The 15,983-nt window shown below is 62.3% G+C and carries 15 protein-coding genes; 11 read left to right on the top strand and 4 right to left on the bottom strand.

Going from position 1 to position 15,983, the window contains the following annotated elements; translation table 11 throughout:
- The first annotated feature begins 99 nt into the window (after window positions 1-99).
- On the top strand, window positions 100-882 hold the full coding sequence (locus BLS27_RS15510) for an outer membrane protein OmpK (RefSeq protein WP_043214863.1): 783 nt from the start codon (window positions 100-102) through the stop codon (window positions 880-882).
- 100 nt (window positions 883-982) lie between these two features.
- On the opposite strand, the gene BLS27_RS15505 is transcribed toward BLS27_RS15510, so the two are convergent.
- Window positions 983-1,897: a DUF808 domain-containing protein gene (locus tag BLS27_RS15505; RefSeq protein WP_043214878.1), complete on the bottom strand. Its 915-nt coding sequence runs from the start codon at window positions 1,895-1,897 to the stop codon at window positions 983-985.
- Between the two features lie 130 nt (window positions 1,898-2,027).
- On the opposite strand from BLS27_RS15505, the gene BLS27_RS15500 reads away from it, so the two are divergent.
- Window positions 2,028-2,639, top strand: coding sequence for a TetR/AcrR family transcriptional regulator (locus tag BLS27_RS15500; RefSeq protein WP_043214865.1), 612 nt, complete (start codon window positions 2,028-2,030; stop codon window positions 2,637-2,639).
- Window positions 2,640-2,818: 179 nt separating this feature from the next.
- On the opposite strand, the gene BLS27_RS15495 is transcribed toward BLS27_RS15500, so the two are convergent.
- Window positions 2,819-3,259, bottom strand: coding sequence for a GlcG/HbpS family heme-binding protein (locus tag BLS27_RS15495; RefSeq protein ID WP_043214867.1), 441 nt, complete (start codon window positions 3,257-3,259; stop codon window positions 2,819-2,821).
- Between the two features lie 258 nt (window positions 3,260-3,517).
- Between BLS27_RS15495 and gcl the strand changes: the two genes are divergently transcribed.
- From gcl to BLS27_RS15455, 8 genes are all read left to right on the top strand, one after another.
- Entirely contained in the window at window positions 3,518-5,293 is a 1,776-nt protein-coding gene (gcl, locus tag BLS27_RS15490; protein ID WP_043214870.1) for a glyoxylate carboligase, read from the top strand.
- A 57-nt stretch (window positions 5,294-5,350) separates the two neighbouring features.
- Window positions 5,351-6,133 (top strand): hydroxypyruvate isomerase, encoded by a 783-nt coding sequence (gene hyi, locus BLS27_RS15485; RefSeq protein WP_043214871.1) that lies wholly within the window; start codon window positions 5,351-5,353, stop codon window positions 6,131-6,133.
- A gap of 169 nt (window positions 6,134-6,302) precedes the next feature.
- The gene (locus BLS27_RS15480; protein WP_043214874.1) at window positions 6,303-7,196 is read left to right on the top strand and encodes a 2-hydroxy-3-oxopropionate reductase; all 894 of its coding nucleotides are present in this window, start codon (window positions 6,303-6,305) and stop codon (window positions 7,194-7,196) included.
- Window positions 7,197-7,364: 168 nt separating this feature from the next.
- Window positions 7,365-8,639 (top strand): glycerate kinase type-2 family protein, encoded by a 1,275-nt coding sequence (locus tag BLS27_RS15475; protein WP_070576725.1) that lies wholly within the window; start codon window positions 7,365-7,367, stop codon window positions 8,637-8,639.
- On the top strand, window positions 8,636-10,051 hold the full coding sequence (pyk, locus tag BLS27_RS15470; protein WP_090345523.1) for a pyruvate kinase: 1,416 nt from the start codon (window positions 8,636-8,638) through the stop codon (window positions 10,049-10,051). The genes BLS27_RS15475 and pyk overlap by 4 nt, the downstream gene beginning before the upstream one ends.
- 183 nt (window positions 10,052-10,234) lie before the next feature.
- Window positions 10,235-11,110 carry an urea transporter gene (locus BLS27_RS15465; RefSeq protein WP_043215651.1) on the top strand — a complete coding sequence of 292 codons (876 nt, stop codon included), beginning with the start codon at window positions 10,235-10,237 and terminating at the stop codon, window positions 11,108-11,110.
- 44 nt (window positions 11,111-11,154) lie between these two features.
- A complete protein-coding gene (locus tag BLS27_RS15460) occupies window positions 11,155-11,979 on the top strand; it encodes an ion transporter (protein ID WP_043215650.1) in 825 nt (274 codons plus the stop codon).
- Between the two features lie 93 nt (window positions 11,980-12,072).
- The gene (locus tag BLS27_RS15455; protein WP_090345521.1) at window positions 12,073-13,071 is read left to right on the top strand and encodes a sulfate ABC transporter substrate-binding protein; all 999 of its coding nucleotides are present in this window, start codon (window positions 12,073-12,075) and stop codon (window positions 13,069-13,071) included.
- A 71-nt stretch (window positions 13,072-13,142) separates the two neighbouring features.
- On the opposite strand, the gene BLS27_RS15450 is transcribed toward BLS27_RS15455, so the two are convergent.
- Together BLS27_RS15450 and BLS27_RS15445 are read right to left on the bottom strand one after the other, a co-directional pair.
- Window positions 13,143-14,069, bottom strand: coding sequence for a class I SAM-dependent methyltransferase (locus BLS27_RS15450; protein WP_043215647.1), 927 nt, complete (start codon window positions 14,067-14,069; stop codon window positions 13,143-13,145).
- A gap of 149 nt (window positions 14,070-14,218) precedes the next feature.
- A complete protein-coding gene (locus tag BLS27_RS15445; protein ID WP_043215645.1) occupies window positions 14,219-15,118 on the bottom strand; it encodes a DMT family transporter in 900 nt (299 codons plus the stop codon).
- A 133-nt stretch (window positions 15,119-15,251) separates the two neighbouring features.
- On the opposite strand from BLS27_RS15445, the gene BLS27_RS15440 reads away from it, so the two are divergent.
- Window positions 15,252-15,689, top strand: coding sequence for an Lrp/AsnC family transcriptional regulator (locus BLS27_RS15440; RefSeq protein WP_043215643.1), 438 nt, complete (start codon window positions 15,252-15,254; stop codon window positions 15,687-15,689).
- Window positions 15,690-15,983 lie beyond the last annotated feature (294 nt).

Raw genomic sequence — 15,983 nt, 5'->3', positions numbered from 1 at the left:
CCCATTAGCTGTGGCCAATCGAAAAAAACTGACTCAAAAGACAAAAAATGCGCCTCAAGAGCGCTGACAACAGATCCACTCAAGGGAGCGACCTGCGCAATGCGTACCATCAACAGCCTGATTCTTGCCGGCGGCCTGCTGGCTTCCGGTGCCAGCTTCGCCGGCGATCTGCTGCAATGGCAGAACAACAGCCTCACCTACCTGTGGGGCAAGAACTTCAAGGTGAATCCTGAAACCCAACAGACCGTCACCTTCGAACATGCCGACGGGTGGAAGTACGGCGATAACTTCATCTTCGTCGACAAGATCTTCTACCAAGGCAAGAAAGACGCGAACAACGGCCCCAACACCTACTACGGCGAGATCAGCCCGCGTCTGTCGTTCGGCAAGATCTTCGACCAGAAGCTCGAGTTCGGCCCGATCAAGGACGTGCTGCTGGCCATGACCTATGAGTTCGGCGAGGGCGACACCGAGTCCTACCTGATCGGTCCCGGCTTCGACCTGGCCATCCCAGGCTTTGACTACTTCCAGCTGAACTTCTACCAGCGCACTACCGACGGCAGCCGTCCGGGTGACAACGTCTGGCAGATCACCCCGGTCTGGTCCTACACCATTCCCGTAGGTTCGTCGGACATCCTCATCGACGGCTTCATGGACTGGGTCGTGGACAACGACGAGAACCGCCGTGGCGACTACCACGCGAACCTGCACTTCAATCCGCAGGTCAAGTACGACCTGGGCAAGGCGCTGAAGGTGGGCGAGAAGCAGTTGTACGTAGGTATCGAGTACGACTACTGGAAGAACAAGTACGGCATCAAAGACAGCGATGGCTTCACCACCGATCAGAACACCATGAGCTTCCTGCTCAAGTATCACTTCTGATCTGAGTGGAGGGGCTGCTGCGCGGCCCAGTCGCAACAAGGCCGTTCCTCACAGGCGTGGGAACGGCCTTGTGCCGTCACGAACTGGGCTGCGGCCCTCGCTAGCGAGCGGGCCGCAGCGCCCGCCAAACCTTGCCCAGCACGCCCACCAGCGCCAGCACCACACCGCCAGCCACCACACCGGCCACGCCATTGAGCAAGCCGCCGGTCAGCGACCCGCCCCGCCCTTCGCTGAATGCCTCGATGGCGTGATGCAGCGGCTCGATGCCATGTACCAGGATGCCCCCACCGACCAGGAACATCGCCGCGGTGCCGATCACCGAGAGGCTTTTCATCATGTACGGCGCAGCCCGCAGGATGCCATTGCCCACGGCGCGGGCCAGGCTGGACGTCTTGGTCGTCATCCACAAGCCCAGGTCGTCGAGCTTGACGATGCCGCCCACCAAGCCGTAAACGCCGATGGTCATCACCACGGCGATGCCCGAGAGCACGACGATCTGCTGCGTCAGCGGCGAATCGGCGACGATGCCCAGGGTGATGGCGATGATTTCCGCCGAGAGGATGAAGTCGGTGCGCACTGCACCCTTGATCTTGTCTTTCTCATAGGCCACCAGGTCGATGTTCGGATCGGCCAGGGCCTCGTTGCGCGCGTTGTGCTGCGCCTGGTCTTCGTCCTTGCTGTGCAGAAACTTGTGCGCCAGCTTCTCGAAGCCCTCGAAACACAGGTAGGCGCCACCGAGCATCAGCAAGGGTGTCACCGCCCAAGGGATGAACGCACTGATCAGCAACGCCGCCGGCACCAGGATCGCTTTATTCACCAGCGAGCCCTTGGCCACCGCCCACACCACCGGGATCTCGCGATCTGCACGCACCCCGGTGACCTGCTGGGCGTTGAGCGCCAGGTCGTCGCCCAGCACCCCTGCGGTCTTCTTCGCCGCGACCTTGGTCATCACCGAAACGTCGTCGAGCACCGTGGCGATATCGTCGATCAGTACCAGTAGACTGCTTCCTGCCATGATTGCCTGCATCCCGTGGATTGAGTGGGTCGATTCTAGCCGAAAGAGGCCGCCTTGAGCGCCCGACAAGGCGGGTGCTACCATGCCGAACCCTCTCTTAGAGGTGGCCAGACAAAGGAAGATTCCCGACATGAGCACCATTCGCGAGCGCAACAAGGAGCTGATCCTGCGCGCGGCCAGCGAAGAATTCGCCGACAAGGGCTTCGCCGCCACCAAGACCAGCGACATCGCCGCCAAGGCCGGCCTGCCCAAGCCGAACGTCTATTACTATTTCAAATCCAAGGAAAACCTCTACCGCGAGGTCCTTGAAAGCATCATCGCGCCGATCATGCAGGCCTCCACGCCGTTCAACCCCGACGGCGACCCCAAGGAAGTGCTCAGCGGCTACATCCGCTCTAAGATCCGCATCTCCCGCGACCTACCCCATGCCTCGAAGGTGTTCGCCAGCGAGATCATGCACGGTGCCCCGCACCTCTCGCCCAACCAGGTGCAGCAGCTCAACGATCAGGCGCGGCATAACATCGAATGCATCCAGCACTGGATCGAGCGCAAGCAGATCGCCCCGGTCGACCCGCATCACCTGATGTTCAGCATCTGGGCCGCGACGCAGACCTATGCCGATTTCGACTGGCAGATCTCCGTAGTCACCGGCAAGCCCAAGCTGGCCGACAGCGACTATGACGCAGCGGCCGAGACCATCATCCGGCTGGTGCTCAAAGGCTGCGAGCCCGAAGCCGCCTGACCCGATTGCGGGCTGCGATGCAGCCCTTTCGCGACAAAAAGCCGCACGCAGCTCGCGTCATGCCCCTGCGACAAAAGGCCGCTCCCCAGGCACAAAGCCCCCCTTACGAGGGCAGCGATGAACCTAGGGAGCGGCCTTTTTTCGCGACAGGGGCGCGAAGCGGCCCCTGGATTAAACACTTATGCAGCTACGCCAGCATCGGCCTTCAGCCCCGCCTCCTCGATCGCACTGATCGCGCATTGCTCGTCGATATCCGACGTATCCCCGCTGATCCCTACCGCACCCAGCACCTTGCCCGCCTGATCACGAATCAGCACACCACCAGGCGCCGGTACCACCGGGCTTTCGCCCAAGCCATTGAGCGCGGCGAAGAATGCCGGGCGTTGCTGCGCATCCAGCGCCAGCAGGCGCGAGCCCTTGCCCAGAGCGACAGCCCCCCAGGCCTTGCCCATGGCCACCTGCGGACGCAGCAGGCTGGCGCCATCTTCGCGCTGCAGCGCCAGCAGGTGCCCGCCAGCGTCCAGTACCGCCACCGTCAAGGGAGCGGCGTTAATCTTGCGACCCGCTGACAGCGCGGCGTTCACCAGGCTGACGGCGACTTTGAGGGTCAATGCGTTCATGGAAAGGTCCTCTTCTTGTTGTGAGAAGCCCTAAGGGCAGTTGAAAACCGGATAGAGACAATAGAACACAACGGCGAGATTTTTTGTATACAATAATTTTAGACGATCGTGCACGATCAGACGAAACGCCGTTTTCACAGGCTTCCCGACGAAAGCCACTTCCGCTGATGAAAATGGATTGACCTAAAGCGTCGAGCGTGAATACACTCTGTCGCAAAGCAAGTTGTATACAATTACAAAATCGATGAGGCACAAACCATGAGCAAAATGAGAGCAATCGATGCAGCCGTTCTGGTCATGCGCCGTGAAGGTGTAGATACCGCGTTCGGCATCCCGGGGGCTGCTATCAACCCGCTGTACTCGGCCCTGAAGAAAGTCGGTGGCATCGATCACGTCCTCGCTCGCCACGTCGAAGGCGCTTCCCACATGGCCGAGGGTTACACCCGCGCCAACCCGGGCAACATCGGTGTGTGCATCGGCACCTCCGGCCCTGCCGGTACCGACATGGTGACCGGTCTGTACAGCGCTTCGGCCGACTCCATCCCAATTCTCTGCATCACCGGCCAAGCGCCTCGTGCTCGTCTGCACAAGGAAGACTTCCAGGCCGTTGACATCACCAACATCGTCAAGCCAGTCACCAAGTGGGCCACCACCGTTCTGGAGCCAGGCCAGGTCCCTTACGCCTTCCAGAAAGCCTTTTACGAAATGCGCACCGGCCGTCCAGGCCCTGTGCTGATCGACCTGCCGTTCGACGTGCAGATGGCCGAAATCGAATTCGACATCGACGCCTACCAGCCACTGCCAGTCCACAAGCCAGCCGCCAGCCGCGTCCAGGCTGAAAAAGCCCTGGCCATGCTCAACGAAGCCGAGCGTCCGCTGATCGTTTCCGGCGGTGGCGTGATCAACGCCGATGCCAGCGAGAAATTGGTCGAGTTCGCCGAACTGACCGGCGTACCGGTCATCCCGACCCTGATGGGCTGGGGCACCATTCCTGACGATCACCCGCAGATGGTCGGCATGGTCGGCCTGCAGACTTCGCACCGCTACGGCAACGCCACCCTGCTCAAATCCGACCTGGTGTTCGGTATCGGTAACCGTTGGGCCAACCGTCACACCGGTTCCGTCGACGTCTACACCGAAGGCCGCAAGTTCGTTCACGTGGACATCGAGCCGACCCAGATCGGTCGCGTTTTCACCCCGGACCTGGGCATCGTCTCTGACGCTGGCGCCGCACTGGATGCCTTCCTGGAAGTGGCCCGCGAGTGGAAAGCCGCCGGCAAGCTCAAGTGCCGTCGCGAGTGGCTGGAAGATTGCCAGCAGCGCAAGTCGAGCCTGCAGCGCAAGACCCACTTCGACAACGTGCCGGTCAAGCCGCAGCGCGTCTACGAAGAAATGAACCAGGTCTTCGGCAAGGACACCTGCTACGTCAGCACCATCGGTCTGTCGCAGATCGCCGGTGCCCAGTTCCTGCACGTGTACAAGCCGCGTCACTGGATCAACTGCGGCCAGGCCGGCCCGCTGGGCTGGACCATCCCGGCTGCCCTGGGCGTGGTCAAGGCAGACCCTTCGCGCAAAGTCGTCGCGCTGTCCGGTGACTACGACTTCCAGTTCATGATCGAAGAGCTGGCGGTAGGCGCCCAGTTCAACCTGCCGTACGTCCACGTGCTGGTGAACAACGCCTACCTGGGCCTGATCCGCCAGGCGCAGCGTGGCTTCGACATGGATTACTGTGTACAACTGGCGTTCGAGAACATCAACGCCACCGAAGCGGGCAGCTACGGCGTCGATCACGTGGCCGTGGTCGAAGGCCTGGGCTGCAAGGCACTGCGCGTGTTCGAACCGGCTGAAATCGCCCCTGCCCTGCTCAAGGCGCAGAAGATGGCCGAAGAGTTCCGCGTGCCGGTGGTGGTCGAGGTGATCCTCGAGCGCGTGACCAACATTTCCATGGGTACCGAAATCAACGCGGTCAACGAGTTCGAAGACCTCGCCCTGGTCGGCAACGACGCGCCTACCGCGATCTCGCTGCTGGACTGACCGCCTGACGCCCCCGCGCCGGCTGTGCCGGGGGCCTTCTTCTGCAAGGAGACAACCATGCCTCGCTTCGCTGCCAACCTGTCCATGCTGTTCACCGAGCAGGACTTCCTGGCCCGCTTCAAGGCCGCCGCCGACGCTGGCTTCAGCGGTGTCGAATACCTCTTCCCGTACGATTTCAGCGCCACCGAGATCAAGCAGCAACTCGACGCCCACGGCCTGACCCAGGTGCTGTTCAACCTGCCGGCCGGCGACTGGGGCAAAGGCGAGCGCGGCATCGCGTGCAACCCTGAGCGTGTCGAAGAATTCCGCGCCGGTGTCGACAAGGCCATCGAATACGCCAAGGTACTGGGCAACACCCAGGTCAACTGCCTGGCCGGTATCCGCCCGCAAGGCCCGGACTGCGCCACCGTCCGCAAGACCTTCGTGGACAACCTCAAGTACGCCGCCGACAAGCTCAAGGCTGCAGGTATCCGCCTGGTCATGGAAATGATCAACACCCGTGACATTCCGGGCTTCTACCTGAACACCACCAAGCAGGCCCTGGAGATCCAGGCCGAAGTCGGCAGCGACAACCTGTTCCTGCAGTACGACATCTACCACATGCAGATCATGGAAGGTGACCTGGCTCGCACCATGGAAGCCAACCTGAAGCTGATCAACCACATCCAGCTGGCCGATAACCCCGGCCGCAACGAACCAGGCACTGGCGAGATCAACTATCGCTTCCTGTTCGAGCACCTGGACCGTATCGGTTACCAGGGCTGGGTGGGCGCGGAATACAAGCCGCTGACCACCACCGAAGCAGGCCTGGGCTGGCTGAAAACCCACAACGCAATCTGAAAGCCGAGTACAGCCCCTGTGGGGTAGCAGACACCGTGGACGCGGGTTCACCCGCGTACACCGGCCAAGCCGGTGCCATCCACCGAAGTGTCTGCTTCGCGGGTAAACCCGCTCCCGCAGAGACCGCGGCTCACTTGAGATTTCTACAAATATAAAGAGGCACATTCTCATGGCTAAAATCGGTTTCATCGGCACCGGCATCATGGGCAACCCAATGGCCCAGAACCTGCAGAAGGCAGGTCACAGCCTGTTCGTCTCCACCCACCACGACGCCGCCCCTGCCAATCTTGTCGCCGCAGGCGCCGTCGCCCTGGCCAACCCGAAGGAAGTGGCCCAGGAAGCCGAGTTCATCATCGTCATGGTCCCGGACACCCCGCAGGTCGAATCCGTCCTGTTCGGTGAGAACGGTGTTGCCGAAGGTGCAGGCCCGAACAAAGTCGTGATCGACATGAGCTCGATCTCCCCCACCGCCACCAAAGTCTTCGCCGAGAAGATCAAGGCCACCGGCGCTGCCTACCTGGATGCCCCGGTCTCCGGCGGTGAAGTCGGCGCCAAGGCCGGCACCCTGAGCATCATGGTCGGCGGCTGCCCGAAGGCCTTCGAACGCGCTCTGCCGCTGTTCGAAGCCATGGGCAAGAACATCACCCGCGTCGGCGGCAACGGCGACGGCCAGACCGCCAAGGTCGCCAACCAGATCATCGTCGCCCTGAACATCCAGGCCGTCGGCGAAGCCCTGCTGTTCGCCGCCAAGAATGGCGCAGACCCGGCCAAGGTTCGTGAGGCACTGATGGGCGGCTTCGCGTCCTCGAAGATCCTGGAAGTGCACGCCGAGCGCATGATCAAAGGCACTTTCGATCCAGGCTTCCGCATCAACCTGCACCAGAAGGACCTGAACCTGGCCCTGCAAGGCGCCAAGGAGCTGGGTATCAACCTGCCCAACACCTCCAACGCCCAGCAAGTGTTCAGCACCTGCGTCGCCCTGGGCGGCGGCAACTGGGACCACTCGGCGCTGATCAAAGGCCTGGAGCACATGGCCAACTTCTCGATCCGCGACGAGAAATAAGCTTCAAGCTGTAAGCCTCAAGCGGCGAGCGAACGCAGATCTGCATTTCGCTCGCGGCTTGTAGCTTGAAGCTTGCAGCTCTGGGGACCGCCCCTGGTTCGGCCTGCACGGAGGCAGTTCCAGGGGCGTTTTCGATTCTGCAGAACAATAAGATTTTGGGAGCCTGCCATGTCGGTCGATCCACAAAGAATTCTCCGCGAGCTGTTCGACACAGCCATCGCCGCCGCTCACCCCCGCCAGGTTCTTGAACCCCACCTGCCCGCAGACCGCAGCGGCCGCGTCATCGTCATCGGTGCCGGCAAGGCGGCCGCGGCCATGGCCGAAGTGGTCGAGAAGAGCTGGAAGGGCGAGGTGTCCGGCCTGGTCGTGACCCGCTACGGGCACGGCGCCAACTGCCAGAAGATCGAGGTGGTCGAAGCCGCCCATCCGGTTCCCGATGCCGCCGGCCTGGCCGTGGCCAAGCGCGTGCTCGAACTGGTCAGCAACCTTACTGAAGACGACCGGGTGATCTTCCTGCTCTCCGGCGGTGGCTCGGCCCTGCTGGCCCTGCCTGCCGAAGGCCTGACCTTGGCCGACAAGCAGCAGATCAACAAAGCCCTGCTCAAGTCCGGCGCCACCATCGGCGAGATGAACTGCGTGCGCAAGCACCTCTCGGCGATCAAGGGCGGCCGCCTGGCCAAGGCGTGCTGGCCCGCCACTGTCTACACCTACGCGATCTCCGACGTACCGGGCGACCTGGCCACGGTCATCGCCTCCGGCCCCACCGTGGCCGACCCAAGCACCTCGGCCGACGCCCTGGCCATCCTCAAGCGTTACAACATCGAAGCGCCCCAGGCAGTCATCGACTGGCTCAACAATCCAGCGTCGGAAACCGTCAAGGCCGATGACCCGGCGCTGGCACGCAGCCACTTCAAGCTCATCGCCAAGCCTCAGCAGTCCCTGGAGGCAGCAGCGGTCAAGGCACGCCAGGCGGGCTTCAGCCCGTTGATCCTGGGCGATCTTGAAGGCGAATCGCGCGAAGTGGCCAAGGTCCATGCCGGCATCGCCCGTCAGATCGTATTGCACGGCCAGCCACTGAAGGCGCCCTGCATCATCCTCTCTGGCGGCGAAACCACCGTCACCGTACGCGGCAACGGCCGTGGGGGGCGCAATGCCGAGTTCCTGCTGAGCCTCACCGAGAATCTCAAGGGCCTGGCGGGCGTGTACGCCCTGGCCGGTGACACCGACGGCATCGACGGCTCCGAAGAAAATGCCGGCGCCATCATGACCCCGGACAGCTACGCCAACGCCGAGGCCTTGGGCCTGTCGGCGTCCGACGAGCTGGACAACAACAATGGCTATGGCTACTTCGCCGCACTGGATGCGCTGATCGTCACCGAGCCGACCCGCACCAACGTCAACGACTTCCGTGCCATCCTGATCCTCGAGACCCAGCCATCATGACGCCTGATAAGAAAGTCAAAATCCTCGCGACCCTCGGCCCTGCGATCAAAGGCATCGATGACATTCGCCAGCTGGTCGAGGCCGGGGTGAACATCTTCCGCCTGAACTTCAGCCACGGCGAGCACGCCGACCATGCGCTGCGCTACCAGTGGATCCGCGAAGTCGAGCAGCAGCTGAACTACCCGCTGGGCATCCTGATGGACCTGCAGGGGCCGAAACTGCGCGTAGGCCGTTTCGCCGACGGCAAGATCCAGCTGCAACGCGGCCAGGCCCTGCGCCTGGATCTGGACAAGACCCCAGGCGACAACCGCCGGGTCAACCTGCCCCACCCGGAAATCATCGCCGCGCTGGAGCCCGGCATGGACCTGCTGCTCGACGACGGCAAGCTGCGCCTGCGGGTGACCGCCAAGCACAGCGATGCCATCGACACCGAAGTGGTCGCCGGCGGTGAGCTGTCCGACCGCAAGGGCGTCAACGTGCCCCAGGCCGTGCTCGACCTCAGCCCGTTGACCGAAAAAGACCGCCGCGACCTGACCTTCGGCCTGGAACTGGGTGTCGACTGGGTCGCCCTGTCGTTCGTCCAGCGCCCCGAGGACATCGTCGAGGCCCGCCAGTTGATCGGCGACCGCGCCTACCTGATGGCCAAGATCGAGAAGCCATCGGCGGTGGACCAGTTGCAAGCGATCGCCGAGCTGTCCGACGCGATCATGGTCGCCCGTGGCGACTTGGGCGTGGAAGTACCCGCCGAGAGCGTGCCGCAGATCCAGAAGCGCATCATCAACACCTGCCGCCAGCTTGGCCGTCCGGTGGTGGTAGCCACGCAGATGCTCGAGTCCATGCGCTTCTCCCCTGCCCCGACCCGCGCCGAGGTCACCGATGTGGCCAATGCCGTGGCCGAAGGCACCGACGCAGTCATGCTGTCGGCGGAGACGGCATCGGGTGAGTACCCGCTGGAAGCCGTGCAGATGATGAGCAAGATCATCCGCCAGGTAGAAAACGGCCCGGACTATCAGGCCCAGCTCGACGTCGGCAGGCCCAAGGCCGAAGCCACGGTGTCGGATGCCATCAGCTGCGCGATCCGTCGCATCAGCGGCATCCTGCCGGTGGCCGTGCTGGTCAATTACAGCGAGTCGGGTTCCTCGACCCTGCGCGCGGCGCGCGAGCGTCCACGTGCTCCGATCCTCAACCTGACGCCTAACCTGGCCACCGCCCGTCGCCTGAGCGTGACCTGGGGCGTGCATTCGGTGGTCAATGACCGACTGCGTCAGGTCGACGAGATCTGCTCCACGGCCCTGGAGATCGCCCAGGCCCAAGGCATGGCCAGCCGTGGCGACACGCTGCTGATCACCGCCGGTGTGCCTTTCGGCAAGCCAGGGACGACTAATACCCTGCGGATCGAGACCTTGGCCTGATTCACCCTGGGGCGCCTGCGCCCCTGATCGCGGTCCTCGCCAGCGCCCTGCGGATGTGCGTTCCCGTGGGGGCTGGCGAAGCCTGCGATCGAGGGCCCAGCCCTGCCCATGAACAACAACCGGCGGAAAATCCGAGGCCCAGAAGAGGCCTACCGCTTCCCTTCCCACCTTCCTGACTGCCCCATGTACACCAAGAATTTCGTCAACCCGTGCCCCGACTGGGCCACGGCTTTGCTCAACGGCTTCAGCCAGGTTCTGCTGCTGCGCAATCCTTTTTGCGGCCTGTGCTGCCTGCTGGCCCTTCTGCTGACCGCCCCGAACCTGGTCGGCGGTGCCCTGCTCGGCGCCCTGGCCGGGTTGCTCACCGCCCAGCGCCGCGGTTATGAGCGCGCCGACCGCCAGGCCGGGCTTTACAGCTACAACGGTGTGCTGATCGGTATCCTGATCGCCGCCCTGCTACCCTGGTCGGCCATCGTGCCGCCACTGATCATCGCCGCCGGTGGTCTTTCCAGCATCCTCACACACCAATGGCGCAAACGCGGCGGCAAACTGCTCGTCGCCTATACCGCACCCTTCGTGCTGCTCGGCTGGGGCACCTTGCTGATGACAGAACCGATGCCCGCCTTGTTCACCGAAGCCAACCCGCTGTACGCCCTGCTGCGTGGCGTGGGCCAGATCTTCCTGCTGGACAATCCGTTGGCCGGCCTGTTGATCGTCATCGGCATGCTCGTGGCCAACCCCTACGCCGCGCTCTGGGCTTTGCTGGGATCGGCCATCGGCGGTGGTGTCGCGTTGCTGGCAGGCGAAGCCCAGGCGGCCTGGATGGGGCTGTACGGCTTCAACGCCGCGCTCGCCGCGCTGGCCTTCAGCCGTCAGGGCGAGCGCTTCTGGGTGACCTTGCTGGCCATTGCCCTGGCTTTGCTGTTGCAACCTTTGTTCAACCAGATGCCGATCGCCGGCCTGACCGCGCCCTTCGTCACCGCCTGCTGGTTGATGCATGTGGGCAGTCATTTGCTGCAACTGAGCCAACGTCGCAACGTCGATCGCTTGCACAGCTAAATCGCAGCCCCTAGGCTCTGCCCATCGCACAAGGGAACGAGCCCATGGAAAACCCTGCGAGCCTGCGCGAGCGGCTCTACGTCATCGTCTTCCAGACCGACACCGTCGCCGGCCGGCGCTTCGACAAGATCCTGCTCTTGATCATTCTCGCCAGCCTGGTGACGGTGATCCTCGACAGCATCGACGAGGTCCATCAGGGCTATGCCGGCATGCTGGCCATGATCGAATGGGGCTTCACGGCGATCTTCCTGGTGGAGTACCTGGCCCGGCTGTACTGCTCGCCCAAGCCTCTGCGCTACGCCTTCAGCTTCTACGGACTGGTCGATCTGCTGGCGATCGTGCCGGGGATCATCGCCCTGTACTACAGCGACGCCCAATACCTGCTGATCGTGCGGGTCATCCGGATGCTGCGGATCTTCCGCGTGCTCAAGCTCAGTCCCTACCTCAAGCAGGCTCATTACCTGCTGGCGGCGCTGCAAGGCAGCAAGCAGAAGATCATCGTCTTTCTGGTGAGCGTCTCCACCCTGGTGACGGTGTTCGGCACACTGATGTATGTCGTCGAAGGCCCTGAGCACGGGTTCACCAGCATTCCCAAAGGCATCTACTGGGCCATCGTCACCCTCACCACGGTGGGCTTTGGCGACATCGTGCCCAAGACTCCGCTGGGCCAGGTACTGTCGTCGCTGGTGATGATCACCGGTTACTCGATCATCGCGGTGCCCACCGGCATTTTCACCGCCGAGCTGGCCAACGCCTTGCGCGGCGAACAGCTGCAACACGACTGCCCCACCTGCCGCAAGCACACCCACGAGCATGGCGCTGCATTCTGCTCACGCTGCGGCAATGCACTGTTCCCGAAAAACGAATAAGCAAAGAGCCATTTGGTCTTTAAGGCCTCAAGAACCAAAGGTTATAGTCGCTGGCAAATTGCCAAACATTTGAACCAGAACAAGGATAGCTTCGTGAAAAAGCTCTTCACCGCCTCGCTGCTCGCCGCAGGACTCGCCTTGGGCAACCTGGCCCAGGCCGCTCCCACCCTGCTGAACGTTTCCTATGACGTGATGCGTGACTTCTACAAGGACTACAACCAAGCGTTCCAAAAGCACTGGGAAGCCGAGCACAACGAGAAGGTCAACGTACAGATGTCCTTCGGCGGCTCGAGCAAGCAGGCGCGGGCAGTGATCGATGGTCTGCCGGCCGATGTCATCACCATGAACATGGCCACAGACATCAACGCCCTGGCCGACAACGGCAAGCTGGTGTCGGACAACTGGGTTTCGCGCTTGCCGAACAACAGCGCGCCCTTCACCTCCGCCACCGTGTTCATCGTGCGCAAAGGCAACCCGAAGGCCCTGAAGGATTGGCCCGACCTGCTCAAGGACGGCGTGCAGGTGATCGTACCCAACCCCAAGACCTCGGGTAATGGCCGCTACACTTACCTCTCCGCCTGGGGCTATGTACTCAAGCAGGGCGGCGACGAAGCCAAGGCACGCGACTTCGTCGGCAAGCTGTTCAAGCAGGCTCCGGTGCTCGATACCGGTGGCCGCGCCGCTACCACCACCTTCATGACCAACCAGATCGGCGATGTGCTGGTGACGTTCGAGAACGAAGCCGAGATGATCGCCCGCGAGTTCGGCCGCGACCAGTTCGAAGTGGTCTACCCGAGCGTGTCGGCCGAAGCCGAACCGCCGGTGAGCGTGGTCGACAAAGTCGTCGAGCGCAAGAAGTCACGCGCCGTAGCCGAGGAGTACCTCAAGTACCTGTGGTCGCCGGCGGCCCAGGAGATCGCTGCGCAGAACTACCTGCGTCCGCGTGATGCCACTGTCCTGGCCAAATACACCGACCGCTTCCCGAAAGTCGACTTCCTGTCGGTGGAGAAGACCTTCGGTGACTGGCGCACCGTGCAGAAGACCCACTTCAACGACGGCGGCGTGTTCGACCAGATCTACACCAGCAATTAAGCGAAAAAGGGGGCCTGGAGCCCCCTTTTTCATGGTGTGGTTTGCGCGACAAAGGATCGGCGCAGCTTGCTTCAGGCCTGACGGAACACCAGCGCCTTCAGCCCACCTTCCGGATCCGCATCTGGAAACTCCGGCGGGTTGTCCAGCCGCTCGACGAATGCCAGCCCTGGCGCATGCTCGGCCATGCCCTCGATCAAGAAACCCGGCCCGATGCCTGGATCATTGACACAGGCCAGCACCGTTCCCCCTTCCGTCAACAACTCTGGCAAGCGTCGCAGGATCTTGGCGTAGTCCTGGGTCAGTACGAAACTGCCTTTCTGGAAGGTGGGCGGATCGATGATGATCAGGTCATAGGGCCCGTACTTGCGCACCTTGCCCCAGGATTTGAACAACTCATGGCCCAGGTACGCGACGCGGGATGAGTCATGATCATTGAGCCGGTGGTTCTCCCGTCCCCGGGACAACGCGGCCTTGGCCATGTCCAGGTTGACCACCTGCTGCGCACCGCCGGCGATCGCCGCCACCGAGAACCCACAGGTGTAGGCGAACAGGTTGAGCACTCGCTTGCCCGCGGCCTGCTGGCGCACCCAGCGACGGCCATAGCGCATGTCCAGGAACAGTCCGTTGTTCTGGCGCACCCCTAGGTCGAGCAGGTATTTGAGCCCGTCTTCCACCACCACCCGTTGCTGGCAAGGCTCGCCCAGCAGCCATTGGCCAGGGCTCTCGGGCAGGTAGCGGTGCTGGATGAGGATGGCCTGGCCAGTCCATTGCGGGCGCTCGGCGAGGCTGCGCAGCATCGCTTGCAGTTCTGCCAGCTGGCCCTCGGGCGGCTCACGGAACAACGCCACCAGCAGCACGCCTTCCAACCAATCGACCGTGATCTGCTCAAGCCCCGGCCAGCAGCGGCCACGACCATGGAATAGGCGGCGGGTCTCTTGCGGGGCGGGGTCGAGGGCGGCGAGCAAGTGCTGCTCGAGGGTAGGGATCGGCGAGGTCATGATCGGGTCGCAAGCAAAAAGAAGGCATTCTACCTAATAGCGCTCGCTTGGGCTTTTGAGGCTGCTACGCGGCCCAACGCAGGCGTTGCTAGGAGCAGCCTTGTTTCGCGGGGGGCGCAAAGCGCCCCCGGTGGTTCAGGAGCCTTCGATCATTGGCCCTTCAGCGCGACCCTGCCCGAGCGGAACCACCACCCCTGCTGCATCCCTGCTGCAGCCAGCAAAATCGCCGCCACACCCAGCCACTGCAGCGGCGCCAGACGATGATCGAAGGCCACCCAGTCGACCAGGATCGCCGCGATCGGGTAGATGAACGACAACGCGCCGGTCAGGGCGGTAGGCAGGCGCTGGATAGCGCTGTACAGCAACACGTACATCACGCCGGTGTGCACGACTCCCAGCGTCAGCAGGCTGGCCAGTGCCGACGTCTCAACGGGTAGCCCCTCACCGCCGACCCACGGCGCCAGCAACAGGATGCCCGTGGTCACCTGAATCAGCGCGATCAGGTGCGGCGGCGTACCGCTCAGGCGCTTGATGATCAAAGCGGCCACGGCATAGAGAAAGGCCGCGCCCAAAGCCAGGACGATGCCCAGCAGATAGTCGCCCGCCCCACCCTGGCCGTTGCCATGGGCGCTGACGATGGCCAGCATGCCGAGGAAGGCCAGGCTCAACCAGGTCATTTTGGGTAGGGTGATCTTTTCATCCAGGAACAACGCTGCCAGCCCGACCAGCATGAACGGCTGCACGTTGTAGACCGCCGTACCAATGGCGATCGAAGCCTTGGAGTAGGAGGCGAACAGCAGCACCCAGTTGCCCACGATAGCCACGCCACTGGCCACCGCCAGCAGGAAGGTAGCGCGAGTCAACACACCGGGTTTGAGAAAGCCCATGGCAGCGCAGATCAGCAACAGGGTGACGGCGCCGAACACGCAGCGCCAGAACACCACTTCCAGCACCGGTTGACCGGACACCAGCACGAACCAACCGATGGTCCCGGAAATCAGCATGGCGGCGACCATTTCCAGCGAGCCGCGGCGCAACGAATTGTCCATCTCACACCTCCTGTCGAACATGGCCACAGTATGCCCAGTGCCCTAGCGTGCCATCCAGCGGATAAAAAAGGCGATTTCGTCATCTTGCCTTTACTATCAAGGCAGAAAACAAAAAACGCCTAACGAGGTACCCATGACCGATGACATCGACCAACTGCTGATCAATGCGCTGATGGAAGATTCCCGCCGCTCGCTCAAGGCCCTGGCCCAGGTCAGTGGCCTGTCGGCCCCCAGTGTCAGCGAACGCCTGCGGCGCCTGGAGGAGCGTGGTGTACTGCGCGGCTACACCGTCGAGGTGGATCCGCGCAGCTTCGGCTACCAGTTGCAAGCCATCGTACGGATCCGCCCGCTGCCGGGTCAGTTGCAGGAGGTGGAGCGGCAGATCATTGCCATCCCCGAGTTCACCGAGTGCGACAAGGTCACCGGGGAAGACTGCTTCATCGCACGCTTGCACGTGAGGTCAATGGAGCAACTCGACACGCTGCTCGATCGCATCAATGTGCTGGCGGAAACCAATACCGCGATCATCAAGAAAACCCCGGTTAAACGCCGATTGCCGCCAATGGCTTGAAGTGGGATTTACGAAAAGCGTTATTGACATTTATCGATCGATAATTTGTACACAAGAATGTCACCTAAAGTGTCATTTTTGTGTGCACTTTTGTCCGTCATCCACTCACTCCCCTACACACTTCCCACCTAAAAATCTGACCAATCGATCAACTAACAGCGACGACGAGAAATAAAACCTGTTCAATTGGTCAACATATATTGCGCTTAATTCATCGACTTAACTTTCAGCGGGTTAAGTTGCAAAAGGCCATACCCGTAAAGTTGGTTTTTACCTGGCATGGAACTCGCTTTT

This window comes from Pseudomonas guariconensis (genome assembly GCF_900102675.1).
GTDB classification, from domain to species: domain Bacteria; phylum Pseudomonadota; class Gammaproteobacteria; order Pseudomonadales; family Pseudomonadaceae; genus Aquipseudomonas; species Aquipseudomonas guariconensis.
This window is presented reverse-complemented; position numbering and strand designations above follow the sequence as displayed.